At 45.3% G+C, this 24,477-nt stretch carries 19 protein-coding genes and 2 pseudogenes; 19 read left to right on the plus strand and 2 right to left on the minus strand.

Annotated elements, in window-relative coordinates; genetic code table 11:
• Positions 1–40 precede the first annotated feature (40 nt).
• Positions 41–1,060: a glycoside hydrolase family 130 protein gene (locus tag E0496_RS02270; protein ID WP_141500003.1), complete on the plus strand. Its 1,020-nt coding sequence runs from the start codon at positions 41–43 to the stop codon at positions 1,058–1,060.
• 63 nt (positions 1,061–1,123) lie between these two features.
• On the opposite strand, the gene E0496_RS02275 is transcribed toward E0496_RS02270, so the two are convergent.
• Complete coding sequence (locus E0496_RS02275) at positions 1,124–3,454, minus strand: helix-turn-helix domain-containing protein (RefSeq protein WP_241674518.1); 2,331 nt, start codon at positions 3,452–3,454, stop codon at positions 1,124–1,126.
• A gap of 254 nt (positions 3,455–3,708) precedes the next feature.
• Between E0496_RS02275 and E0496_RS02280 the strand changes: the two genes are divergently transcribed.
• The 13 genes from E0496_RS02280 (at position 3,709) to E0496_RS02340 (ending at position 19,562) form a co-directional block, all read left to right on the plus strand.
• The gene (locus tag E0496_RS02280) at positions 3,709–4,809 is read left to right on the plus strand and encodes an amidohydrolase/deacetylase family metallohydrolase (protein ID WP_141500004.1); all 1,101 of its coding nucleotides are present in this window, start codon (positions 3,709–3,711) and stop codon (positions 4,807–4,809) included.
• On the plus strand, positions 4,787–5,899 hold the full coding sequence (locus E0496_RS02285) for a DgaE family pyridoxal phosphate-dependent ammonia lyase (protein WP_141500005.1): 1,113 nt from the start codon (positions 4,787–4,789) through the stop codon (positions 5,897–5,899). The genes E0496_RS02280 and E0496_RS02285 overlap by 23 nt, the downstream gene beginning before the upstream one ends.
• Positions 5,892–6,647 (plus strand): 2-dehydro-3-deoxy-phosphogluconate aldolase, encoded by a 756-nt coding sequence (gene dagF, locus E0496_RS02290; protein ID WP_141500006.1) that lies wholly within the window; start codon positions 5,892–5,894, stop codon positions 6,645–6,647. Before E0496_RS02285 ends, dagF begins: the two co-directional genes overlap by 8 nt.
• Positions 6,640–7,653, plus strand: coding sequence for a sugar kinase (locus tag E0496_RS02295; protein WP_141500007.1), 1,014 nt, complete (start codon positions 6,640–6,642; stop codon positions 7,651–7,653). The genes dagF and E0496_RS02295 overlap by 8 nt, the downstream gene beginning before the upstream one ends.
• A 10-nt stretch (positions 7,654–7,663) precedes the next feature.
• On the plus strand, positions 7,664–8,386 hold the full coding sequence (locus E0496_RS02300) for a GntR family transcriptional regulator (RefSeq protein ID WP_141500008.1): 723 nt from the start codon (positions 7,664–7,666) through the stop codon (positions 8,384–8,386).
• A gap of 353 nt (positions 8,387–8,739) precedes the next feature.
• Positions 8,740–9,936 carry an enolase C-terminal domain-like protein gene (locus E0496_RS02305; RefSeq protein WP_141500009.1) on the plus strand — a complete coding sequence of 399 codons (1,197 nt, stop codon included), beginning with the start codon at positions 8,740–8,742 and terminating at the stop codon, positions 9,934–9,936.
• Positions 9,937–10,217: 281 nt separating this feature from the next.
• On the plus strand, positions 10,218–11,966 hold the full coding sequence (locus tag E0496_RS02310; protein WP_241674519.1) for a sensor histidine kinase: 1,749 nt from the start codon (positions 10,218–10,220) through the stop codon (positions 11,964–11,966).
• Positions 11,959–13,383: a response regulator transcription factor gene (locus E0496_RS02315; RefSeq protein WP_141500010.1), complete on the plus strand. Its 1,425-nt coding sequence runs from the start codon at positions 11,959–11,961 to the stop codon at positions 13,381–13,383. The genes E0496_RS02310 and E0496_RS02315 overlap by 8 nt, the downstream gene beginning before the upstream one ends.
• A 159-nt stretch (positions 13,384–13,542) precedes the next feature.
• Positions 13,543–15,252, plus strand: coding sequence for an extracellular solute-binding protein (locus tag E0496_RS02320; RefSeq protein WP_141500077.1), 1,710 nt, complete (start codon positions 13,543–13,545; stop codon positions 15,250–15,252).
• Positions 15,253–15,321: 69 nt separating this feature from the next.
• The gene (locus tag E0496_RS02325) at positions 15,322–16,212 is read left to right on the plus strand and encodes an ABC transporter permease (protein ID WP_141500011.1); all 891 of its coding nucleotides are present in this window, start codon (positions 15,322–15,324) and stop codon (positions 16,210–16,212) included.
• A 51-nt stretch (positions 16,213–16,263) separates the two neighbouring features.
• A complete protein-coding gene (locus E0496_RS02330; protein ID WP_141500012.1) occupies positions 16,264–17,148 on the plus strand; it encodes a carbohydrate ABC transporter permease in 885 nt (294 codons plus the stop codon).
• A gap of 59 nt (positions 17,149–17,207) precedes the next feature.
• Positions 17,208–18,608, plus strand: a complete 1,401-nt coding sequence (locus E0496_RS02335; protein ID WP_141500013.1) for an ADP-ribosylglycohydrolase family protein — start codon at positions 17,208–17,210, stop codon at positions 18,606–18,608.
• A gap of 42 nt (positions 18,609–18,650) precedes the next feature.
• Positions 18,651–19,562, plus strand: a complete 912-nt coding sequence (locus E0496_RS02340) for a ribokinase (RefSeq protein ID WP_141500014.1) — start codon at positions 18,651–18,653, stop codon at positions 19,560–19,562.
• 214 nt (positions 19,563–19,776) lie between these two features.
• Here E0496_RS02340 and E0496_RS02345 read toward each other — a convergent pair whose 3' ends face one another.
• Positions 19,777–20,322 carry a TetR/AcrR family transcriptional regulator gene (locus E0496_RS02345; RefSeq protein WP_141500015.1) on the minus strand — a complete coding sequence of 182 codons (546 nt, stop codon included), beginning with the start codon at positions 20,320–20,322 and terminating at the stop codon, positions 19,777–19,779.
• Positions 20,323–20,457: 135 nt separating this feature from the next.
• Here E0496_RS02345 and E0496_RS02350 point away from each other — a divergent pair.
• The 5 genes and pseudogenes from E0496_RS02350 to E0496_RS02375 form a co-directional block, all read left to right on the plus strand.
• Positions 20,458–20,727 (plus strand): annotated as a pseudogene (locus E0496_RS02350) (aldo/keto reductase); the annotation flags it as partial.
• A 195-nt stretch (positions 20,728–20,922) separates the two neighbouring features.
• Positions 20,923–21,510, plus strand: a complete 588-nt coding sequence (locus E0496_RS02355) for an SDR family oxidoreductase (RefSeq protein WP_141500016.1) — start codon at positions 20,923–20,925, stop codon at positions 21,508–21,510.
• Between the two features lie 49 nt (positions 21,511–21,559).
• On the plus strand, positions 21,560–21,745 hold the full coding sequence (locus tag E0496_RS02360) for a cyclophilin-like fold protein (protein WP_141500017.1): 186 nt from the start codon (positions 21,560–21,562) through the stop codon (positions 21,743–21,745).
• Between the two features lie 132 nt (positions 21,746–21,877).
• A pseudogene (locus E0496_RS02365) lies at positions 21,878–22,596 on the plus strand (aldo/keto reductase).
• A gap of 264 nt (positions 22,597–22,860) precedes the next feature.
• Positions 22,861–24,327, plus strand: coding sequence for an MFS transporter (locus E0496_RS02375; protein ID WP_141500018.1), 1,467 nt, complete (start codon positions 22,861–22,863; stop codon positions 24,325–24,327).
• Positions 24,328–24,477 lie beyond the last annotated feature (150 nt).

The raw sequence follows: 24,477 nt of genomic DNA on the forward strand, positions 1-24,477 counted from the left end.
GGCTACCGAGGGGAGAGCGCTTGGCAGGAGGAGAACAATCATGCAAATTACGAGACATCCAAACAACCCGATTGTTGTGCCGGGAGGCTATGACTGGCGGAAGGTAACGGTTTTTAACCCGGCGGTTATCATTGATAATGATAAATTTTATATGATCGAAAGAACTGCGGAGTCACTGACGCCGTGCAAAAACTTTTTGGGCTTGCTGGAAAGCGAGGATGGCGTGAACTTCACCCATGTGAAGGACGAGCCGATCGTAACGCCGGATATGCTCGGTTTTCCTTATGGCAGCGTACAGGACCCTCGTCTGGTCAAGATAGACGGTACCTTCTATCTGAATTATGCGCTGCGTCCGTGTGCGATGAGCTATTATCCGACAGGCGCTGGTGTGCCTGCCAGATCCATTCCCGAATACCCGGATGGCTGGGGGGAGCAGGAGGGGCATTGGCTGACTCGCTCCTCCATTTTGAAATCGAAAAACCTGCTGGATTGGGAGTTTGTTGCCGATACTACGCCGCTGGATATCAACGATCGAGACAATATTTTGTTCCCTGAGAAAATTAACGGCAAGTTCGTTCTGCTTCGCCGGCCGGAGGAATACGTAGGCGAGCAGTACGGGACTGAAAAAGCGGCTATGTGGATTACCTATTCCGAGGATCTGATCCATTGGGAAGAGCCAAAGCTCCTTATCAAAGGGGAAAATCCGGAGTGGGAATCTCGCAAAATCGGCGGCTCCACGCCTCCGATTAAGACCGACAAGGGCTGGCTTGTGCTGTATCATGGCGTGGACGAGGAGATTGTGTACCGTGTTGGCGCAGTTTTGCTTGACCTGGAAAACCCGGAGAAGGTGATCGCGCGTACCCGTCATTACATTATGGAGCCGGAGGCTTATTATGAGAAGTTCGGCTTTCAAATTCCTAATGTCATATTTCCGACAGGCAATGTCGTCAAGGATGGGCTTCTATACATTTATTACGGCGTGACCGATACGGCGATTGCACTGGCCACCGTGCCGCTGGATGAATTGGTAGACTATATTTTGAACGAGCCGGCGCAATAACAGAAAAGTAGGGGCAAGTGATCCGGCTTTGGCCATTCACTTGCCCCTGGTCTGTTTCGGCTGTTAATAGGAAGGAGTATTGCTCTGGCAATGCTGCTTGCGGAATTGCCCCGGGGTTAACCCGCTGTCCTTCTTGAACTTGCGGATAAAGTTGGGGGCATCCAGATAGCCTACCTGCTCGATAATAATTTGAAGCGGATCGTTAGTAGCGATAAGCAGCCTTTTCACTTCGTTCATGCGCAGCAGCCAAATATAGTGGGTAAAATTAATACCCGTTTTTTCTTTGAAGCTGCGGCTAAGATAAGAGGTGGATACGGAAAAACGCAGGGCAATGTGCTCTAGGCTCAGCGTATAATCAGCATAGTTCTGGTCCACGTAGGCAACCAAATCATCAATCAATGAGGGCTGGCTGGTTTCCGTCTGATGGTTGGCCTGCCTACAAACTTCGCCTGCCAGCATGGCCAGCTTGTTCTCGAATTCCTCCAGCGTGTCAAAGGATGCGAGCGCAGGTACGCGGCCAAACACGTCGCCCATACTCAAATCGGCTGCGGTTCGTAAAATCGTGTTGAGGATGTCGAAGCATATCAGACGCAATATAGGAACGGAAAGCGACTCCTGCTTGATTTCCTGCACCATGCTGGACAGCATGGACAGCGCTAGCGGCTCGTTTCCTTGCTTTAGGCTTTGCTCCAGCTTAAGGATCGTTTTTTTGGACAGCCAGAACGTGGTTTGCGACACGGCCTCCTTATTTTGGAGCTGGTCAAAGAAGGTTATGCCCGGCTCTCCCGGCTGCCGATAATCAAGGGCGGTAGAGGCTTCAATAAAGGATTGGTTGATCTTGGACAAGCTCGGATAAATGGTGCCTACGCCTATATGCGGCAGCGTATCCGTCTGCTCCAGCAGCATCGCCCGAATGTTCTCAAACAGGCGGTTAATCGCAGCCTCCTGCAGTTCGGGGCTTTGGTCTGGCAGCAGCACCATAAGCGCAAAACGGTCACGGACAGAAAATTCAACGCCGTATACTTGAACCCCCAGCTCTGGAAATGACAGTTGGCTGAGCAGCTCTAACTGCAGCATATGATCCGGCTGCTGAGCCTCGTCTTCCGGTGGAGAATCCCAGGAGAGTACGGCTGAGAAATAAGCTCCTTCGGCATCCGGCGGCTCAAGACCCGTTTCCATAATCATCCGTTCGATTTCGGGATCGTTTGGTTTGCCATGCTTCAGCAGCAGCATCAGGCATTGATTGCGGACATACGGCGTCTGCCAGTGAATACGAGCCTTATAGTCGCGAAAGGTCTGGGTGATCCATTCCCATTCGTTGCGCACCTTGAGCGCTTCATCACGGCTGCCGGTTTGCAGCCTAGCAAAGTCTATCAGATTTTTAATCGGATGATACTGGCGTCTTGCCAAAATAATTGCGACCACAATCCCGGTAAGAGCAGCGATAGCAAATACAAGCATGATCAGGGTTTTGATATGAACCACACTCTCAAAAAACTGGTAAGTTGGCATAGTGGTCGCGTAGCTCCAGCCGTTTTCGGTCGATTTCACCACTACGACGGATTGTGCCTCCTCATCCAGACGGATGCTGTGTATGCCTGTCTCAAGCTCTGCAATGTCAGTCAGTGCTTCTCTAGAGAGCGATGTTCCGTTCGCATTGGAGGTCAGTACCTCGCCGGTGGGGGACAGAATGTAGCTGTTGCCCTTGTACTGGTTGAGTATGGTATCCATAAGTCCGGTAAGCTTGGATTCCTTGAGCAGAAACATGACCGACCCGTACGGGTAGGAGTCATTGGGCTTGATCGGGATGAGCAATGTAAGCAGAGCTTCCTCCCTCGAATAAATAGAGACAGGCTCAGCAGGACGAATAAGTGGAGCAATGGACTCGTTAAGCGCTTTCAATAAGCTTGCGCTGCTCCAATTATGATAGGTATATACCTTGTTGAAGAGGGTAGTAGGATTGGTCATGCCTTCATAGGAATAAATTTCGTTCCTGTCATGGTAATAGAGAAAGAGCTGCTCCACAATGCTGCTGTTGGCCGTGTAGCTCGCGAGCGTGTTAATGCCTTCCCGGCTGCGATAGGGATCGCTCATCATATAAGGAGTCAAATGCTCATCATAGGATATGCGGCTGGCGATTTCGTAGAGATCAGACATATGGCCATCAATTGTCAGTTTGGCTTGTGTCATTTGATTAAGATTGGCGCGTTCAATTTCGGTGCGCAAATTGTAGGCTGCATTTTCATAAATAAAGATCGTTACGACTGTAAGCGGAATCAGAAACATGAAAATGTAGGAGGCCGCATATTTGAACAGCAGGCGAGACTTGTATTGGCTCCAATATTTGCTAATGAACTGAGTCAGTGTATTTGCTTGTATTTTGAAATGATGCACAGGTACGCTCCTTTTTCTTCAAATATAGGAAAGTATATCCTTAGGCTGTACATTCTCTATATTTCTCGGAATGAAACGCGCCGCGCCGCCAAAGGACGGCGATAGCCGTTTTACCTTGACCTTGATCCATACAAACATTATAACGTTATATTTATTTTGGCGCTAGATTGTGTTACGCTGTTTTTTGAAAAAAAGTTTGGAGCAGCTTTTCGAATGGGCATAGGGTTAATGAGCCAGAGAGGGGCAGAGATGAAGTGAAGGATTTTATTTTGCACAATGTCAGGCTATTGTCAGGCAAGAAGACGGCGATTGTAGTCAGCGGCGGGCGAATTATCGATATAGCGTCACAGCTCCCGGCAGATGCGGCAGGCTGCAGAGTGGATGGCAGGGAGGCCTACGTTTCCAGCGGCTGGATCGATTTGCATGTTCACGCGGATGCCGCGCTGGAGCCGTACGGAGATGAGATCGACGAGATTGGCATTGCTCAGGGCGTTGCCACGATTGTGGATGCGGGCAGCTGCGGAGCTGATCGCATCGGCGGTCTGCATGCAGCAAGCGAGAAAGCGCTGACCAATGTACTTGCCCTGCTGAATGTATCGCATATCGGCCTGACACGGACGGATGAGCTCTCGCAGCTGGCCTGGTTAAACGAACAGCTGCTGCGTGAAGCGGCTAAGCGGTATGGCGAGTTTATTGTGGGCTTGAAGGCGAGAGTCAGCAGCAGCGTAGTCAAAGAGCAGGGAATTGAACCGCTGCGCCTGGCTCGAGGCTTTGCTGATCGGCTTGACTTGCCGCTAATGCTGCACATCGGCTCGGGGCCACCTTCCATCACAGAGATTCTGCCTTATTTGCGCGGCAATGATATGATTACGCATGCTTTCAACGGCAAGGCTAACGGCTTATTTGATGAGCATGGAAGAGCGATTCCCGAGCTTGTCGCTGCAAGGGAGCGAGGCGTGCTGCTGGATGTCGGACATGGCACGGCAAGCTTCTCGTTCAAGGTAGCAGAGCGTGCGCGCGCGGCCGGGATTGCACCAGACACAATCAGTACGGATATCTATCGCGGCAATCGGTTGCATGGGCCTGTGTACAGCATGGCGCATACGCTTGATAAATTTCTTCTTCTTGGTTATTCGCTTGAAGAAACGATTGCACGGGTGACTAGCAGGCCGGCAAGCTGGCTGAAGCGCCCGGAGCTTGGGCGGATACAGAAGGGCGACATCGCAAATTTAACCATTTTCTCAGTGCAAGATGAAAAGGTGTCCCTGACAGATTCAGAGGGAGAGACTCGTCTGGGAATGCAGCATATCAGACCGGAAGGGGTAGTCGTAAATGGCAATTACATTGCAATCTAAATATGGCCTTAAGCGAGTTGTGAATGCGAGTGGGCGCATGAGCATTCTTGGCGTATCCGCTCCGACGGATAACGTGATGGAAGCGATGAAGCAGGGCGGCCAGAGCTATGTTGAAATCGCTGAGCTGGTAAAGCGTTCCGGCGAGCATGTCGCTTCAGTGATGGGCGCGGAGGGAGCGGTCGTTGTTAATTCGGCTTCTAGCGGCATTGCGTTGTCTGTTGCGGCTGTAGTGACAAGAGGTTCGGAGCGTTCCACCCTTCGGCTTCATCAGGATTCAATAGTGAAAAATGAAATCATTATGTTCAAGGGCCACAATGTCCAATACGGGGTGCCTGTCGAAATGATGATCTATTTAGGCGGAGGGAAGCTGGTCGAGGTTGGCTACGCCAACGAAGGACGAGCGGACCATCTCGAGCAGGCGATTGGCGAGCGTACAGCGGCTATCCTATTCGTCAAATCCCATCATTGCGTGCAAAAAAATATGATAGGCCTAGAGGAAGCGCAGCAGGTAGCCAAGCGTCACGGGATACCGCTCATTGTGGATGCTGCGGCGGAGGAGGATCTGTACAGCTACGTTAAGCTTGCGGATTTGGTCATTTACAGCGGCTCTAAGGCTATTGAAGGCCCGACTTCGGGCATTGTGGCCGGTCGCAGTCCGTATGTGGATTGGGTGCGCATGCAGCTTCATGGCATCGGCCGAAGCATGAAGGTGGGCAAGGAGGTCGTTTTTGGGCTGTTGGCTGCTCTTGACGAGTATCTGGTCAAGGAGGATAAAAGCGGGCAGGAGAAGCAGGCATTAGAACAGCTGAAGGTGCTGGCTGATTTGCCGGGAGTGGCTGTCGCTATCGTACAGGATGAGGCAGGACGTTCCATTTTCAGAGGCCGGATTCGGCTGGATTCATCTATTGCGGGCATTAGCGCGGGCGAAGTGAACGATCAGCTTCGTGATGGGGATATTGCGGTGTATACGCGCGATTATGGCGTGCGCCAAGGTTACTTTGATTTGGACCCGCGATCCCTTCAGGGAGATGATCTTGCAGTAATCATTGAGCGGATACAACAAATCGTAGGAGGGACAACACATGTCTAAGCTGGAGAAACGCCTATATAGAAATAGAGCGGCACTTAACGTGCTGACAGGATCATTGGAAAATACGATGCGGGTTTTCGCTGCGGCAGAAGGGCATGTCGTGGTTGGCATTTTGTCCAAGAGCTACAGCACGGTCGAAGCAGCCGTGGAGGCCATGCGTGTTCATGGATCGCATATTGAGGACGCGGTATCGATCGGACTAGGCGCAGGCGATAACCGCCAGGCGGCGGTTGTCGCTGAGATCGTTCGGGAATATGAAGGCGCGCATATCAATCAGATTTTCCCTGCTGTAGGGGCTACTAGAGCTAACCTTCAGGATCGGGCGGGCTGGATCAACGCACTTGTATCTCCATGCGGTAAGGCGGGCTATGTGAATATTTCAACCGGCGTCCACAGTGCGCCTCTGGAGCAGAAGGCGATTGTGCCTGTAGAAGCAGCCATTGCGTTGGTCCGTGATATGGGCGGCAATGCCTTGAAGTACTATCCGATGCATGGGCTGCGTTACGAGGAGGAGTACCGTGCCGTGGCGGCGGCCTGCGCCGAAGCGGGATTTGCGCTGGAGCCTACTGGCGGCATTGACATGGACAATTTTTCCGCTATCTTGGAAATTGCGCTGGAGGCGGGCGTGCCTCAAGTGATTCCGCATGTGTACACTTCAATCATTGATTCGGCTACTGGCGAAACAAGGCCTGAGCAGGTGAAACAGCTGCTAGAGACTCTCAAGCATTTGGTGGATAAATATGAGTAAAATTGCTGCGTTCGGCGAGGTCATGATGAGGCTTGAGACACCTGGCTACAGCACGCTTGAACAGGAGAATCAGCTTAAATATTCGTTCTCGGGCACCGGTGTCAATGTCCTATCAGCGATGTCCCGGTTTGGCCATGAGGCTTATCTCGTTTCTGCGCTGCCTGACAATGCGCTTGGCGAGGCGGCTATAGCGAACTTGCGCAAGCTGGGCTTGTCCACCTGCCATGTTATGCGCTCGGGTAAATATCTGGGCATGTACTTCTTGGAGAAGGGCTTTGGCGCAAGGGCAAGCAAGGTAACGTATAACGACCGTTTAGGCAGCAGCTTCAATACGGCAACGTTTGGCGATCAGCAGCTGGCTGCAGCGGTCGCCGAGGCGGAGGTGCTCCACTTTTGCGGCATTACGCTGGCGATGAACGATCAGGTTCGCGGCAGTATGCTCCACCTTGCTCGTGAAGCCAAGCGACAAGGACGGAAGATTGTATTTGATTGCAATTACCGCCCTACGCTGTGGGGAGAAGCTGGTTATGAGCGGGCAAAATATCATTATGAGCAGATGCTTCAGCTAGCGGATATCGTGATGATGAACGAAAAGGATGCCATGTTCGTGCTGGGTATGCCGACGGCTGCGCTTGAGCGGGAGCAGCAGTTAAAGGAATTGCTTCCGGCAGTAGCGAAACAATATGATATCCAGATAATCGCAGGCACTCATCGCCGCATTAACGGAGACAATACTCATTCGCTAAAGGGATTTATATTCAGCAATGATCGCCTCGTTATGGGCAGGGAGCATAGCTTCTCTGTTCATGATCGCGTAGGCGCGGGCGATGCGTATGCCAGTGGTATTATAGACGGTCTGCTGCGCGGGCTTCCTTTGGAGCAAGTGGTTGAATTTGCAGCGGCAGCTGCAAGGCTGGCTCACACGATTCCGGGGGATACGCCGATGTCGACGCGCGAGGAAATTGAGAAGGCCATCCATAACGAGACAGGTGATTTGGAAAGGTAGGGGACATTCGGTGTCCATTTCGCGAAAAAAAGGTCCGCTATATTTGCAAATCAAAAAAATTATAAAGGATCGGATCATGCACGGAGTGTACCCGCTTGGGACTTTCATCCCGGCGGAGCCGGTGCTGGAGCAGGAGTTTCAAGTAAGCAAAATGACCGTGCGCAATGCCATTCGTGAGCTGTCTACGGAAGGCTACGTCGAGAAAAAGAGCGGGGTAGGCACAATCGTGCTGCGCAATACGTCCTCCACCAAACTATCCAAGGGCAAGCGCTTCACAGAGCTGCTGGTGGAACAGGGGCATCGCATGGAGAAACGGCTGCTCGGAGCAGAGATGGTGAATACGAAGGCAGACGCAGAACTGTTGGAGCTGTTCGGAGAGAGCTGCCAACGCATTGAGCGGCTGTATTTGCTGGATGAGCAGCCCTATATTCATTTTCAGCATTACATTACGCCGGGCGTCGCACTAGTACAGGCTGAGAACGATAAAGGTGCATTATTCTCTTCCTTGTATGAATGGCTGGAGGAAAAGGATATCACGCTGGACAGCTTCCGCGATCGTTTTCTGGTAGAGTCGGCAGCGGCGGAGACCGCAGCAGTTCTAGGGCTGGAGCCGGGAGCGCCAGTGCTCAAACGGCTGCGGCGCTCATATGATAGCGAAGGCAATCTCATTGAATACAGCATCGGAATTTACAACACGCAACTGCACCCCTACTTGGTTAGCTACGACGCTTGAGTAGAGTTGGAGGTATGCACCTATGCACCATACGCGGAGCAGTAAGCTAGCTGCGCAAGGAAGAGCTACCGTAGAGCACATTTGCTTTGCGAGAGGGCTCTTCTTTTTTTATATACAGACTATTGTGGTTATAGGTAGAGATATGTCCGATGAATAGGGGGACAAATGCTGGAAAGCCGCGAAAAAAATCGCGAAGTCTTGTAAATCTTCGGTCATATACCGCTCTAAACGTGTTACCTATGTCTATCCCAGCGGTAAGCTTTTATGTGCTACCTTTTTGATATGGCAAATTCAAAAGTGAAAAAAGGATACATTCAGGTTTTATTTGCAGGAATGGATAAAGGAGAAAATAGATGATTACGATCCGCGATGTTAAAGCAATACTGACTGCTCCAGAGGGAATTAATCTGGTTGTCATTAAAATTGAAACTTCAGAGCCCGGTTTGTATGGCCTGGGCTGTGCTACATTTACACAGCGTTATTTGACCGTAGCTTCGGCAATTGAAGACCACTTGAAGCCGTTCTTAATCGGTAAGGATGTGCACCGTATCGAAGATATTTGGCAGACAGCAATGGTCAGCGGGTATTGGAGAAATGGACCGGAGTTTAATAATGCTTTGTCCGGGGTAGATATGGCCTTGTGGGATATTAAAGGAAAAATAGCCGGACTACCTGTATATCAACTGCTCGGTGGGAAGTGTCGCGAAGGTGCAGCAATCTATAAGCATGCCGATGGCAGCAGCAAAGAAGAAGTTGAAAAAAACGTGCGCGCCTGTCTAGAGGATGGCTATCGTTATGTTCGCTGTCAAATGGGATTGTACGGTGGACGTGATCACAAGATCGTGAAGCCGGATCATGCGTTGGATGGTGTCTATTATGATCCTAAGGGATATATGATAGGCATTATTGAAATGTTTGAACATTTACGAAGTACCATCGGTTGGGAAGTGGAGTTGATCCATGATATTCATGAACGACTGACACCAATCGATGCGGTCGGCTTTGCTAAGCGAATAGAGAAATTCCAGTTGTTCTATTTGGAGGATGCACTGCCTCCGGAGCAAATTGAATGGTTTAAACTGATCCGCCAGCATACAACGACACCTATCGCGATGGGCGAGTTGTTCAACAATCCGAACGAATGGATGCCGTTAATTTCAGGACGTTTGATTGACTATATTCGTATTCACGTAAGCCAAATCGGCGGAATCACACCAGCCCAAAAGATGATATCGCTTTGCGAGGCTTATGGCATTCGTACGGCATGGCATGGTCCTGGCGATGTTTCTCCTGTAGGACATGCGGCGAACGTGCATTTGGATGTCAGCAGCATCAATTTCGGTATTCAGGAATGGAATGGTTTTAAAGACGAGATTTACGAAGTATTCTCAGGTATACCTGAGTCCAGAGATGGATATGTGTACCCGAATGAGAAACCTGGCCTAGGTATTGATATCGATGAGAAAATGGCTGCTAAATTCCAATGTGAGAACGTGGTTCCCGCTTGGACGTTGGCCCGTCTGCCGGATGGAACATCCGCCCGACCTTAATAACCAACATGAGTCAAACGGCAATTCGAGGGGCAAAAACACCCTAATAAAATAATAACGGCAAAGCTGCAGAAATAAGGCTTTGTCGTTTTTTTTATTATACCCATTTCCTGCTTTCAAGATATATAGATCCACTGTTTTCAATTTAGCCCCGCTAGAGTTTCCATTACAAAGAACAAGAAATTAGTCATGGTATGATGATTATAGTACAGGGGGGATTTTAACTAGCGAGATTAAGAATCTATTATTTTTTGGGAGCGTGCAGTTCTATGTTTTTCAACATGAAGGGAAAGTTCAAATCATTTCTTTATGAATACCTGACCTTGAAAAAGAGGATTATTATTATCTTCTTACTTAGCTCGTTGATTCCGTTTATTAGTATAGGCTTAATTTCTTACTATACGATCTACTCCATTCTTACCAATAAAATTCAAAATGGCATTCAAAGCAATTTAAACCAAGTTGAACTTTCGTTAGAGAACACGATCAGTAATTTAAACCATGTATCCCAACAGCTTGCTTTTGAAGGCAGTGTAGGCAAGAAATTAGATGAATTGTTATCAAGTGAAGATCGTAAACCATTCGAACGATACAAAATGATAAGCAACCTGAGGGAAGAATTAAGCCTCATCACGTTTACGAATCCTAGCATCGGATTAACCTTGTATTATTTCCAAGACGATCATTCCTATGATCTTGAAAATTCGGGAGTCAAGGATAACTTTTCTCCGGAAAAATCGCCATTGCTTGCCGAGTATTCTGGAATTTCCTATTATGGGCCGCATGTAAGCAATAACCGTTTTGAAAATCAATATGTGTTGTCTGCTTTAAGAAAAGTCGATCTACCTAATCGAAATGATGTTTATGTTTACATAGAAACAGGATTACATTTGACGCAAAGCATCCTTAGCAATGATCAAACCGGGGGGAAGAACTCCCATATATTTCTTGATAATGATGGTAGAATTGCCTATAGCGAATTACCGGATACATTTGCAATAGATACAACATTCCCTAGCATTGAAGAGGGAAAGCCTTTCGGTACCCACAATGGGTATAAATGGTTTAGGAAAGTAAGCAGTCAAGGCTGGAGCATTGTTTCCGTGATCCCTAAAGCAGACTATAACAAAGAGATGAATCGATGGTTCGTTCAAATTTTGCTATTTTCGATTGTTTTTTTGGGACTGAGTCTATTTTTGGCCTGGCTATTGTGGAAAATGGTGTATCGACCATTGAATGGCTTCAATAAAGAAATTAAGCTGATGGCTCAAAATGGAATTCAGACGGGTATAGCAAGAACAAGAATACCAGAGTTTGACTTTCTCTTGGATCAATTTCGGCAAATGAAAGTACAAATTTGGGATTTGTTTGCGGAAGTTGAACAGAAGGAGAGGCGCAGAGCGGATCTTGAAGTCGAGAAGCTGCTCTATCAAATCAATCCTCATTTTTTGATGAATACGTTGGATACGGTGCATTGGCTGGCTGTCATGAACGGGCAGAACGAGATCGATCGTCTTGTATCGTCATTAAATAAACTGCTGCATTATAATTTAGGCAAGCTAGGGCAATCTTCAACGATCCAAGAAGAGCTCGAGGCATTGAAGCAATATCTTATTTTGCAGCAAATTCGTTATGATTTCCAATTTGATGTGCAGATTCATATGGATGAAGAGGTATTGAAAATGCCGATTCCGCGGTTCATCCTCCAACCACTCGTGGAAAATTCCCTTTATCATGGTTTAAGCGATGAGGGTTTCATTCGAGTTGATGTGAAATTAACAGAAATGATCCATATTTCTATTCATGACAACGGGTCAGGGATGTCAGAAGAAACCATCGAAAATTTGTTAAACAGCTCAGAAGTTGAAAACAACAAGGTTGGCATGGGCATAGGGATGAACTATGTGAAGCGCATGATTGAATCCCAATATGGCGAGCGGGCAGAGTTGAAAATTAATAGTGTGCTAGGGAAAGGGACGAGCATTTTTTTAAGCTTGCCCCTCATGGAGGTTGAACCAAATCATGATTAAAGTGATGATTGTTGATGATGATAAATTAGTCCGAAAGGGACTTATATCGGCAATGCCTTGGAAGAATTACGATATGGAGGTTGTTGGTGAAGCAAGTAACGGCAAAAAAGCATTGGAATTTTTAGAATCCAATAGTGTTGATTTACTGCTCACTGATCTTGCTATGCCTGTGATGTCCGGGATTGATTTAATAAAAAATGTCCGTAAAGAGTTTTCCCATATCTATACTGTAGTCTTAACGCTCCATCAGGATTTTGAGTATATCCAAGAGGCTCTCAGATTAGGCGCGATTGATTACATTGCTAAAGTCCAGCTTGAAAAAGAACGTTTTGAGGAAGTGCTTGAAAGAATCTACAACCGAATTGTGCAAGAACGAAAACGAGATCTAAATGCAAATGAGATTTTTGCAATGGATCGAGGTTATGCATTGCTCTCCATTAACAGGGCTGTTGGAGCGCATTGGATAAAGGATTGGAGCGATAAGGCAGACCAATTCATGATTGAGGTAGATACTAATCTTTGGTTCTGGACGCAGCCGATAGAGTCGTCAAACGAATTATGGTTAGAACGGCTTTCAAAGGTAACCTGCACTAAACCGGGGTGGAATCTGGTAAACCTGAATGGCCTTTACGGCAAATTTCATAAAGATGTACATCGCCGGTTAAGAGAATATAGAGAGAAGGATTTCTTTTACGATTATGATTCGCATGCTAGTGTTCGGTCTATTTTGCTGCAAGAGTGGGACATTTACAAGGAAGTAAGACCTGAAGAAAGCATAAATCTAGTGAAGGAGCAATGGTCGTCTTACGAATGGATTTATCAGGAAAGCTTATTTAACGATCAGCTTCATGCTTTGAAGTTGATGAGGCTGCCTCAAGCGATGCTGTTGGGGCTATTGTATTCGTTAATCGATAAATGGAATCGTTTATTCTATCCAGTGAGCTTAGTGAAAATTCAACTACCGGATTCATTTGATTCCTGGGATCAAGTGGATACATGGTGTAGAACCATACGTAATAAGATCCGCAGCGCTATCGTTAAACCTGCATTTTCCCAAGAGGTTGTCGAGAGCATCATTAAAGCGGTACATATTGCTCATGACGAGATGAATCAGCAGATTACTGCGGCTAACATTGCTAAAAGGGTCAATATGAGTCGAAGCTACTTTAGCCAATGCTTTAAAGAAATTGTTGGTATGAATTTTAGTGACTATTTACGTCAGGTTCGCATTGAAAAAGCAAAAGAGCTTTTGCTGTATACCAACAAAACCATTCTTTGGATTGCAGAAAACGTTGGTTATATGGATGAAAAGTATTTTAGCCGTACCTTTCGAGAGCAAACGGATATGCTTCCGAGTAAATATCGGCAAACGCATGATAAAGCGAATGATATAGGTAGAGATTTGACCGATAAATAGGGAGGGAAATGCTGGATAGCGATGAAAATAATCGCAAAGCTTTAATCATTTTCGGTCATTTACCTCTCTAAACGTGGTACTTATGTCTATCTAAACGAGAAGCTTATGTGTGTTACCTTTTAGGTGAGGACAAATACAAAAGTGAAAGAAGGAACACACATGAGCAAGTCTAAAAAATGCATTCTAATGTTACTTGCAGCAATGTTAGTTGTATTGCCAGCATGCAATAATGCAGGCTCTTCCAAAGAACCATCAAAGCCTGCAACGCAAGGAGCACAAACAGGAGAGAGTCAAGAGGAAGCAGATCCTTTTGGGAAATCCGTGGAACCTATCGCGATTAGAATTGGAAAAGAAATTGATGCGTCGGATAAAAGCTTACCAGCCGGGGATTCTCCTGAGAACAACCAGTATACCCGTTATATTAAAGAACAATTGAATATAGATACGAAGATTGTTTGGCAGGCTGCTGCAGGCAAAGATTACGAACAGAAGATAAATTTATCCATTGCCAGTAATGACTTGCCTGATGCGCTAGTTGTGAAAGAGACGCAGTTTAGGCAAATGGTAAAAAGCGGCCAGCTTGAGGATTTAACCGATGTTTATAATAAATATGCTTCGCCAACCATCAAAGGCATCGTTGAAACAACGAATGGGCTGGCACTCAAATCAGTCACAGTGGATGGGAAAATGTATGCCTTGCCAAATGTAACACCGGAATCAGACATGGTTCATTACATGTGGATCCGCAAGGATTGGTTAGATAAGCTAGGACTAGAACCACCAAAAACGATAGATGATCTGGAAAAGGTGGCTAAGGCTTTTGTCGAACAGGATCCTGACGGAAACGGGAAGGCAGATACGGTCGCTATCTCGGGCCCGCAATTGGGAGGAAATATCAATGCGGATTTCATGAATCCGAATAATAACAATTATGGGTTTGACCCCATTTTCGCTTCTTTTCATTCCTATCCCGGATTTTGGGTGAAGGATACTGAGGGGAAAACAACTTATGGTTCTATTCAGCCGGAAACAAAGCAAGCGCTTTCCAAGCTGCGTGATTTTTATGCAAAGGGTTTAATTGACAAGGAAATGAGTATTCGTAAGAATGCGCAGGAATTGATCAAGAATGGAACCGCAGGCATTTATTTTGGAGTATGGTGGTCAGGCGGGTATGGCCCGTTATCGGATGCGATCAAGAATAACCCAGAAGCAAATTGGCAGGCATATGCTGTACCTCTTGATAGTAATGGTGAATTCACTCCACATATGGGCAACCCATCGAATCAATATCTTGTTGTCCGAAAGGGCTACGAGCATCCTGAAGCAGCAATTAAAATGCAAAATCTATTGTATCGCGACGAATCGAAATTCGATGTGAATGTTGCAATTAGCAATTATCCATTGCGTATGGTCTATGCCTCGATGGATGTAATGGATGTTACCTACAATATGTTGAAAGAGGTTTTGGCGGGTACGAAACAACCGGAAGACTTAGATCTTCCCGGATATAACTTATTAAAGGCCGATGCTGAAAACATCAAAAAAGTTAAATTGGAGCCTTACGACAATTATGATATTCAATATTGGAATCCGAATGCGGATATAGGCGTATGGAAACGAATGTATTCTACATTTGTCGGCATATCCCCTTTGCAGCAGCCTTATAAGAAAACATACAGTGTTACCTATTCACAGACCAAAACGATGGAAAGAAAATGGTCTGCATTAGATAAATTGGAAAAGGAAACATTCCTCAAAATTATAATGGGTGCAGCGCCGTTAGATTCCTTTGATCAGTTTGTACTCGATTGGAAGAAGCAAGGCGGAGATGAGATTCTTGCAGAAGTAGACGAATTTGCAAAACCGTAAAATCCCTAGAGGCGTCAGCGAAATCTGCCGCCTTTTTTTAATCAAGTGAGAATGGAAGTGATTCACAAAATGAAAACCAAGGGTTATGCCAAGCATTACTATCTCATGCTCCTACCCGGATTTATTTGGTTGACTCTTTTCAGTATCGTTCCTATGTTTGGGATTATTATTGCTTTTCAGGACTTTAATCCTGGCTTAGGCATGTTTCATTCTGAGTGGATTGGTTTGGAAAATTTCAAATATATGTTTACGCTTAATGATAGTAAAACGATATTTTTTAATACCATTTTTATTGCTGTGATGAAAATTGTGGCGAATTTGATCGTACCGCTTATCTTTGCCTTGTTATTGAATGAATTGCGCGTGACCATTTTGAAAAGATGGATTCAGACGATTGTGTATTTGCCCCATTTTTTATCATGGGTTATTCTTTCGGGTATTCTTCTGGATATCTTTTCTTTCAATGGGCCGATTAACGCTATTTTGTCTGTGTTCGGTATAAGTCCTACTTTATTTTTTGCCAGAGCAGATTTGTTTCCCTTCATCGTTGTTGGAAGCGATGTTTGGAAGGAGTTTGGATTTAACACGATTATTTTTTTGGCGGCTTTGACGGGAATCAATCCTTCTTTATATGAAGCGGCTGCCATCGATGGTGCGTCGCGCTTGCAGCGTTTGCGAAATATCACACTGCCTGGAATGATTACAACGGTTATTTTGCTCTCTGTGCTAAGTCTTGGCAATGTCTTAAATGCGGGATTCGACCAAATATTTAACCTTTATAATCCGCTTGTTTATTCAAGTGGAGATATCATTGATACTTGGGTATATCGAACCGGCTTGTTGAATTTACAGTATGGATTAGCAACGGCAATGGGGCTGTTAAAATCTGTTATTAGCTTTACTTTAATTACGACTTCCTATTTCTTGGCTGCTAAGTTTGCAAATTATCGTATTTTTTAACCGTAAGATCCGTCTTTCACGACGACACGTTTAATATAAAGGAGCAATACTATGGTTATTGAAAAAACATTTGGCTCCAAAGCATTTGATGTTTTGCTTGTTGTGCTTCTGGGTGGTATTGCACTTTTGTGTGTGCTTCCCTTATGGTACACGCTTGTAGTTTCGTTAAGTGAGAATGCGGCGGCTTCCGCAGGTCGGGTTGGATTATGGCCGGTGGGGTTTAATTTTGGTGCGTATCAAGAAATTATGGGCGACAGCAAGTTTTTTAATTCGTTTTGGATTTCAATACAGCGTGTAGTATTAGGATCAAGTCTTAGTTTTGTAATCATCCTTCTCTTAGGTTATCCTTTATCCAAAAATTCCAAAGATTTGCCTTTTCGAAATGTATTCATGTGGATTTTGGTGTTTACTATGCTGTTTCACGGCGGCTTGATTCCTTGGTATCAAACGATTAAATCACTTGGCTTGATCAATAATATTTGGGCACTTGTGCTAGGGCAAAGCGTTCCGGTATTTAATGTTATTCTCGTTATTAACTATTTTCGCAATCTGCCTAAGGAAATAGAAGAGGCGGCGTTGGTAGATGGAGCGGGGCCGTGGCAGATGCTTATTAAAATTTTCACTCCTCTGGCTGTTCCGGTGCTGGCTACGGTTACTTTATTCAGTATAGTCTATCATTGGAATGAGTTTTTTAATGGTCTTGTACTGATGTCCAATGCCGATCATTATCCGCTGCAAACCTACATTCAGCAATTGGTCGTCATCATTGATGCGCAAACCATGACTGCAGAACAAATTCAAAAGATGAGCGAGCTTTCTAATCAGACATTGAACGCAGCCAAAATCTTTATTGCGATGATTCCTGTTTTAATTATTTATCCTTTTTTGCAAAGATTCTTTATCAGTGGGATCACGCTAGGATCAGTAAAGGAATAATCCATATTCTTGTAAGCCGTGTGATGTAAATCGATAATCGGACAAAGGAGATACAAAATATGCTACCATCACTCACATTTCTTAAACGTCAATTGGAGGGGATTTTACGAAACAAATTCGAGCAGGGGTATCAAACCTCGGGTTATTTAGCTAAGCTGGCACAGCTTCCCGAAAGCTATGATGCCTATCTGGAATTCGCAAATACTTTGGCTGCCATTCCAATGAGGGATCATTGGGCTTACTATGAGCCAAACGATTTAGAGGAGATATGGCTGGAATGTGATCCGACAAGGCCTCTCGGCCAGGTCGGAATCCTGAATCTAAAGGAAAGTGCCAAGCGAGTAGAGGCGGCATTTCTCGCATCCGTCTGCGGCTCCATGTTGGGCAAGCCTATTGAGATAAACCCCACCCTATCGGAATTGCGTCAAGCACTAACATCGGTGGGGGAATGGCCGCTGAACGATTATATTTCTGATGAAATCCTCCATGCGTTGGGTCGTCGTCATTGGTCTTGGCATGAGACGGCACGGGGGCAAATTCGTTATGTGGCACCTGATGATGATATCAATTACACCTTAATGGGAATGATTGTGCTAGAGCAATTCGGCGAAGGTTTTACGAAAAGAAATTTAAGAGATTTATGGATAAATCATCTTCCGATAAGTACAACTTGGGGTCCGGAGAGAGCCATCTTGCTGCGATCGGGGATTAGCTATTTGGAACATGATAGGGACATATTCAATCATGCTGAAATAGAGGCTTGGCCCGACTTCATGGTACAGGATACGGAACTATGCGGAGCAGCGATTCGCGCAGATGCTTACGGCTATGCTTGCCCTGGTCAACCAGCCCTTGCTGCGGAGCTGGCATGGCGGGATGCAAGTTTTACACATCGCCGTACCGGTATCTACGCAACCATGTTCATTGCCGCTGCGATTGCTGTCGCGCATGTGCTTCGCGATCCGATTGAAATCATAAGTACTGCACTGCAATTCGTACCTAGAAGGAGCCGATTTTATGAGGTTACTCAGGATTGCCTGCAGATGGTAGCGAATGCAGATAACTGGCTGGGAGCCTATCAGAGCATTAATCATAAGTATGCGAATTATTCCCACTGTCAGGTTTATCAGGAAATAGGCACCTTAATTAATACCTTTCGATTTGCAGAAAATGTCGGTGACGGGATATGCAAGCAGGTGATGCAAGGCAACGACACGGACAGCTTTGGGGCAACAGCGGGTTCACTTCTCGGCGTTTATTTCGGTTCTAACAGCTTGGAAACAAGATGGCTTCAGCCTTTCGAGGACCGAATTCATACGGGGTTATCTTATTTTCATGAGCAAAAACTTTCCCGTGTGGCTGAGCGGATGGCGCGTTTGCCAGAACTGCTGCACACCGGCCAGCATCGGATTGAGCCGAGCGAACTCTATGTGAACGAAAACATGGATTTGAGCCTTTGAAGCTGATGCAAAACATCATAAAATGATTTGAGGTGTGTACTTATGGCAAAAATACTTGTAATAGGCAGTATTAATATGGATGTAGTGAATCATGTATTGAAACATCCTCTCCCTGGTGAAACAATTAAAAGCTTGAAAACTGACTATAATCCTGGAGGAAAGGGAGCAAACCAGGCAGCAGCAGCATCTCTAGCTGGCGCTCAGGTTATATTCATTGGAGCTGTTGGAAATGACCCATTCGCTTCGCAGTTATTGTCTGCTATCCATAGAATTGGTGTCCAGCCAGATTTTTTGTTTAAAAAAGATGGGAATTCAGGTTTAGCTTCAATTACAGTGGATGCATCAGGAGAAAATCATATTATTCTTACTGAGGGAGCTAACGGGTTGTTAACCGTAAATGATATAAAAGATTCTCTTGAGTTGTTTGATTCTGCCGATATTGTGATGCTTCAAAACGAAATAAATTGGGAAACTACGAGATATGTGATGGAAGAGTCCCATAAACGGGGAATCAGTGTTTATTTTAATCCCGCCCCAGCATTACAAATACCGTTGGATATCCTTCATTTCATTGATGTATTAATTCTTAATGAATCTGAAGCCGAGTCCTTAACTGGAATTACTGTATCTAATGATATTCAAGCCATTCAAGCAGCTGCAAAATTAATAGAGGGAGGAGCAGGGAAAGTCGTACTGACATTAGGAAATAAAGGCTCATTGTTTACTGATAGTAATGGTATGGTTATACATGTCCCAGCCTTCGATGTTCAAGCCGTTGATACGACAGCAGCTGGGGATACCTTCATAGGAGTATTGGCTGCAACGACCGGTTCAAAGAATATTTCGGAAGAGACTCTACGATTTGCTACTGCTGCAGCGGCAATTAAAGTTACACGAAAGGGTGCCCTAGATAGTATTCCGAATAAATCGGAAATCGAGGAATTCTTACGCTGAGTGTTTATTTGCTTGGAGTGATCGTGAAAGCTTGTTAATTAATTTTGTAAGCAAAAACGCCTTCGGCGTCCTTTAGACGCTGAAGTAGCTTTGACGGTGAAATTTAAGCCCTTTATAAGCTAACAAACTTATAAATTCTTATATTTCAAGAAAGGGTTAACCATCTCAAATGGTTAACCCTTTCTTGATGTAATTACCGTCGGAGCCTTGAAAATTATACGATCCGTTCAATCAAGACCCCCACTTGCTCTGCCATTACACGAGGTGGCTCAGGCATTTCGTTCTTAAACCACCATTCGACGATCTCAACGTAAGCTCCAGCGACAAAGCGAAGAACGATCTCTTGGCGTAATCCGTGGTTTTTGCTTTCCTCTGAATTGACTTCTTCCTTTAATCCTTCCAGAACAAACTCAAGGAACTGGTTTCGAAAAGAAAGAGCACCTTGACTAGCTAACATCGTCGAGAAAAATAAAAAATTACGCTCAAGGTATTCAAACCATATGAGGCCCCCATCAATAAAATCCATTTCAGAGGACGATTTCCGCAATTTCCGCAGCTCGTTAATATGTTCTTCAATCAGTTTATCCAGCAAATCATATTTATCCAGGTAATGAAGATAGATCGTCCTTCGGCTAACATTCGCGCTGTCGGATATGTCCTGTATGGTAATCTGATTAAAGTTTTTTTCACCCATCAGTTCGATAACTGCTTTTTTGATTGCTTCTTGTGACTTAATGATTCTTCGGTCCACCTTAGACATTGTAGGGTCACCAAGCTTTCGTAAAAATAATAATCATTTTGAATCAAGTTGTGCACTAATGCTCGGAATCTGGAATTTTAGCAATTGGAGATTTATTTATTCTAATTATAATAATACACAGGAGTTACTTATTAAATCACGCGGATTTTTCCATGGGCACTAAATGAGGAACAAAGTCGACCCATGATCAAAAAGGCTCTTGCATTAGGTATCAACTTCTTTGATACGGCGAATGTGTACTCTAACGGATCGAGTGAGGAGATTACGGGAAGGATTCTAAACGACTATGCCAATCGGGATGAAATTGTACTGGCTACCAAAGTTTTTTACCCAACATCTGATGGTCCGAATGGTGCTGGCCTTTTCCGGAAGGTCATTATGAATGAAATCGATAAAAATATCGAAGATGCAGTGGCGGCACTTTCGATTACATTTTCAACGGAAGAAATTGCAATTCTGGAAGGGGCATATGTGCCTCAGCCGGTGCTTGGCATGACATTCTAATCGTTTCCCCATTGGCATATCGGATAAAATAAACCATGTTGAATCAAAATTTCTTTACTCACTAAACGTTAAAATATCCAAAAAGGGGTTTTAAATATGAGCAATGTATTAATCCTTGGAGCAAACGGTGGAATTGCTCGTACTGCCATCGATTTATTCCTTGAAGAAACGGATGCACAATTGACACTATATCTGCGTAACTCGCACAGACTTCATAATATGGAATCTACTCGTGTACGAGTCGTGGAAGGCGATGTGATGGATAGTGAAAACCTTAAGAAAGCCATGACTGGACAAGATGTTGTTTATGCCAATTTGGCAGGTGATTTGGAAAAGATGGCAAAGAATATCGTGTTGGCTATGAATGCGACTGGTGTCAAACGTATTATTTTTATCAGCTCCATGGGTATTTACGACGAGGTTTCTGGCGAAAAGTATGGCAGCATCCTAAATCCATTTCGCAAATCTGCTCAAGTGATCGAATCCTCTGACCTCAACTATACGATCATTAGACCAGCATGGTTTACGAATGTAAACGAAATTGACTACGAGACAACAGTGAAAGGCGAGCCTTTTAAAGGTTCTTCCGTATCGAGAAAGAGCGTTGCAGACCTGATTGTTAAGCTGGCGACCAATCCTGAATGGGGTGCTCGCAACAGTTTAGGCGTGAATAAACCTGAATAAAATGAGCGGGTATAAGTTAAAGAGAATGTATTAAGGAAGGGGGAGAGCAGTGGGGAAATCTTTAAAATTAACATTAGACGGAAGAGAATTTACTGCGGTATTAAACGAAAACCTTACTGTAGATGATCTATTGAATATGCTACCGTTGGAATTGACCCTGCAAAGATATGCGGGTCATGAATACATGAGTCACAAGCATATTAAAACATTTTTTTTCAGAGATAATAAACAATGATTAAGATATTGTTCACTAATTAACAAATCTCATTCATCTAACAATTGTAGAATTTTTGTATCAAGATATAATGATAGACGGTAGTGCATTAATGTATTAAGAGTGATTTTATTCAAGATTGGAGGATTTGATATGCAAAAAGTCATTTTGAACAATGGCGTAGAAATGCCTATACTGGGCTTTGGCGTTTATCAGATTCCAGATCCAAAGGAATGCGAACACAGCGTTTATGAGGCTCTCATGGCTGGTTATCGTCTGATCGATACCGCTTCAGCTTATCAGAATGAAGCAGCGGTTGGTCAAGCGATCAAGCGGAGCACCAGCTATTTGGCGATATCTATGGTTCCTGGCGCGCTATGGAGGAACTATACCGTGAAGGGAAAATCAAAGCCATCGGCGTAAGTAACTTCCAGATGGATCGTTTGGTTGATTTGATGGCTCATCATGAAGTCATTCCGGTTGTAAACCAGATTGAAACCCATCCTTTCTGCCAACAAATTGAAAGTGAGAAGCTGATGAAAGAAAATCAGGTTCAGATCGAGTCCTGGGCGCCATTTGCTGAAGGAAGAAATGAAATGTTCCTGAATGAGGTATTAGTCTCATTAGCTGAAAAATATAAGAAGTCTGTTGCACAAGTGATCCTGCGTTGGCTGACTCAACGGGAAGTCGTTGTTATTCCCAAGTCCGTTCGTAAGGAAAGAATCATCGAGAATTTCAATATCTTTGATTTTGAATTAAGTCAAGAGGATATGGAGATAATTTCTGCGTTAGATACGAAAACAAGTTTGTTCTTCTCCCATAACGATCCTGAAATCGTAAAATGGATCGGTACAGCGAAATTTGATATTTAATCCTGTTACATGAATTAGTCGCGGAAGTAACCGTCTTGAGTCGCCGCAAACCCTGATGTCGATGCTTAGTTGTCCTTGCTTCGCGTGGACGGCACGCTTGTAGGCGGCATTGCAGAGACTCAAGAGATAATCGATTTCTCCGCCTAGCATAGCATTGCCCCTAAAATCGAGATTATTGCATACCTCCAGTTATGCGATAGAAAGGTGAAATTCGGAGCCGTCCTTATCCTAGTGGGATGTATCGAAAAGAGAAAGGAGAAGAAGATGACTCGCGATTATCAAGACCAAACAGAGCAAAGTTACTCTAAGGCCAAGCAGACGAGTGTGGAATCTATTCCTCGTTCAAATCAGAATGCGGCTCTCTCGATCATACTGATCAGCTATTTGATGATCGTTCTCGACATCTCGATTGTTATTACTGCACTTCCGGAAATGCAAAGCGATCTTGGCTTCTCGGCCACGGGTCTCTCCTGGATACAGAACGCTTATACGTTGGCCTTCGGCGGATTGTTACTGCTTGGAGCGCGAGTGGGCGACATCCTTGGCCGGCGTCGCATGTTTATCACTGGCATCGCGCTATTCACATTAGCATCGCTGGCCGTTGGCTTGTCGCATTCCGTAACTTGGCTGATTGGCGGACGCATATTACAAGGTATAGGTGCCGCTATCTTAGCGCCATCGACACTCGCTCTGCTGACAGCGAGCTTTGCTGAAGGTAAAGAACGCACTCGTGCGGTTGCTTACTATGGCGCTGTTGCAGGTATAGGTGCCAGTCTAGGACTAGTGCTCGGCGGAATTCTAACCGACTGGATCTCTTGGCGCATTGGTTTCTTTATCAATATTCCCATTGGGATTGCCATGATGTTAGCCGCGCCAAGATATCTTACGGAAACCAAACCTATTCCAAGTCGGTTTGACGCGATCGGCGCGATAAGTTCAACCCTTGGCATGACTGCACTTGTGTATGGCATCGTTCACTCCGCCACTGCTGGATGGGGGGATTTTCTCACCGCTAGTGCATTAACAGCCGCTATCGCGCTGTTAGCGCTCTTCATATTCAATGAGTGGCGTGCAGCACAGCCGATTATGCCGCTTCGCTTATTCAGAAGTCGAGAACGAACGGGTGCTTATATAGCGCGATTTTTGTTTCTTGGGGCTATGATGGGTTTTTGGTTCTTCATTACTCAATTTCTCCAAGGCGTTAGAAATTACAGTCCGTTCGAGGCAGGTATCGCCTTTTTACCGATGACGGTCATCAACTTTGTTATTGCTGTTAATGTCCCAACATTTACGCGGCGATTTGGCAATGCGCGTCTGCTCGCCAGCGGTCTTATCATTACGCTAATCGGAATGGCGTGGCTTAGCCGCTTATCAGCAGATAGCTCATATCGCATGGGTATTGCGCTTCCAATGATCTTGATAGGGATTGGTCAGGGTGCTTCACTTGGACCGCTAACCGCTTCGGGAATTTCAGGAGTCGAACCCAAGGACGCTGGTGCCGCATCGGGGCTCGTGAATGTCGCACATCAACTCGGGGGTTCCTTGGGATTAGGCATACTCGTCATCCTATTCGCCGCTGCCCGATCAACCAATATGAACGAGAAAGAGCTTTTGGCTCATCGCGTCTCGAATGCGCTAACAGGAGGTACGCTTATGCTTGCGCTAGCCTTCGTGGTCGTTGCACTGCTAATTGTTTGGTCTGGAAAACGCTCTAAAGTAAAGCTTAATTAAGCACAAAAGGAGTTCGACTAGGTAAGATGGGACTGCAATTAGGCGCCTGGTGACTGCATTACCCCTTGACTTAGAGTTAACTTCAGATGAGATAATATAAACTATCTACTGGAAACAATCATCTGAGAAAACGATATTCGATGGGAAAAT

It is taken from the genome of Paenibacillus luteus (genome assembly GCF_006542765.1).
Taxonomy (GTDB): Bacteria; Bacillota; Bacilli; order Paenibacillales; family Paenibacillaceae; genus Pristimantibacillus; species Pristimantibacillus luteus.